This window comes from Nitrospira sp. BLG_2 (assembly GCF_049222245.1).
Genome location: NZ_JBLYIG010000243.1, coordinates 1 through 1,962, shown reverse-complemented (window position 1 = coordinate 1,962; position 1,962 = coordinate 1). Strand labels below are relative to the sequence as shown.

Sequence of the window (1,962 nt, the reverse complement as noted above, 5' to 3'; positions counted from 1 at the left end):
CCTAACCATTGCAGCCGACAACGCGAAATTCGGCCAGACCGGCCCGCGCGTCGGCAGCTTCGACGCGGGCTTTGGCAGCTCCTACCTGGCGCGTATCGTCGGACAGAAGAAGGCACGCGAGATTTGGTTCTTGTGCCGGCGGCGATGCCGAAATATGCCGTCCTGTTTTCCCTGTTGGGTCTTGCGGCGATGGGAATCCCACCGTTCGGAGTGTTCGCGGGGTTCATGGGGTTGCTGTTGACCATACCACCCTCTTCAACGATCGGCCTGTTCATCGCGCTTACGGCCTGGCTTGCCGCCTCGTGGTACATCATGCAGATGGTGCAACAGTTACTCTTCGGCCCCCGCCGGCCGGATTTACGCTATGCCGATCTCCGACATCCCGAATTTACTTCGCTGCTGATCGTGGTGTTGGCCTTGCTGGCGATCGGCTTGGCCCCGACCAGTTTGTATGAACCGGATCAAGCTCCGAATAAAACCGCCGCCATGGAGCGATCTCTCGCATGGAACCGCTAAAGCATGTTCCCGACATTGAATCCAGGCGAATGGAATTGCGCGGGGTCGTCCGTCTTGCGGGAGAAGTCATTGCGCAATATTGGCCGATGCGGACCTTCGTCCACCACAATCCATTGCACAGCATTGAATATTTACCGTTCGAAGAAGCCGTCAAACGGGGCAAGCAGTTTCTGGGCGGCAACGGCTATCTTCCCAGTCATTTGTATCGCGAGTATCTGAAGACCGGCCGCATACAGCCGCATCATCTTGACAACGCTCTGAAACCGTTTGTCGTCGATAAGCAGGGGACCATCGGATCGCGTGTCGTCACCCACGATTCGGTCTTACGCGCTTGTCTGGCTGATGGACTTTGCGCTCCGGCCATGGAACCGCTTGACGATCAACTGGAAGATCCCGACAGGCCGTTGATCGACGCGCTCGCCCATAAGCTGGAGCATGTCCTTCTTCCCTTTTCATTAGACGATCGAATCCGAAAAGTCGTGGATGAGAACCAAGCCGCCCTCTGTCGATGGCTCACGCTCTCCCACTGGTGCGACGACACCCTCGGCACGCAAATCGTCCAGCAAATCAACGAACAGATGATCAAGTGGTGCGGGGCTTTCCTGGACGAAGGTCATGCCACATGGACCATGCCGGGGCGGGAAAAAGGTCTGTATGAAGCCTGGAAGGCCATGGCCTCACACGAATGGTCTCCCTGTGGAATCAAAGACAGTCGCAGAAAAATCGCCCAGCTGCCGGATCATCCCGAAGACGCACTGCTTGAAAGCCTGGATGCACTGGGAATTCCGTCTGAACTACTACAAGATTACCTATCGCTACAATTGACCGCGCTGCCAGGCTGGGCCGGCTTCATCAAATGGCGCGGAGAAGAACAAGGCTACCCCTGGCAGCAAGCTTATCCAGTCGGTCTGGTGAAATTTCTGGCGATTCGTCTCTGGTACGCGCGTGAACTGGTCCAACAGGCTTGCAAGAACCATCTCAACATCGACGGGCGATATGAAGCCGTGATGGCCTACATGCGGGACTATCCCGAAGAATATTATCTTCGGCGGCAGCGGGTGGCCGGACGGTTACCCGCTCTGTATGCCGAGGAAGTCGACCGCCTCTCGCATCGCAAGGGGCAAAGCTGGAACAATATCCTCTCACGATACCGAGCCGAAGTCATTCCTCGGCTGCAAGCGGCCGTTCGTCGTGGAGCCGTGCGGCGGCTTCTCGCCCTGGCCCATTCGTTGAACATCGATGCACCCGTACTCGCTGAAAGCACCCCAGCGGATCTCAAGCAAGTCGTCGACTGGATGGAGGCCTTTCCTGAATCGGCTCATGGACCGGTGTGGCTCAAGGCCCTGGCGGTCGGCTCCCAGGCGCATCTCTTAGGACTCCTACATGTGTGGATCCGGAACGTCGCTCCCTCTGCGAAGTCGTGCCCTCCCTCACAGTCGGTCTACT

2 protein-coding genes and 1 pseudogene are annotated in these 1,962 nt (G+C 57.5%); all 3 read left to right on the top strand.

Annotation, left to right across the window (positions count from 1 at the left end):
- Positions 1 to 142, top strand: a pseudogene (locus ACOSYY_RS06755) (enoyl-CoA hydratase-related protein); the annotation flags it as partial.
- A gap of 83 nt (positions 143 to 225) precedes the next feature.
- On the top strand, positions 226 to 516 hold the full coding sequence (locus tag ACOSYY_RS06750) for a hypothetical protein (RefSeq protein WP_421661503.1): 291 nt from the start codon (positions 226 to 228) through the stop codon (positions 514 to 516).
- The coding region (locus ACOSYY_RS06745) for a putative inorganic carbon transporter subunit DabA (RefSeq protein WP_421661502.1) at positions 504 to 1,962 on the top strand (1,459 nt) is incomplete at its 3' end. The genes ACOSYY_RS06750 and ACOSYY_RS06745, both read left to right, overlap by 13 nt.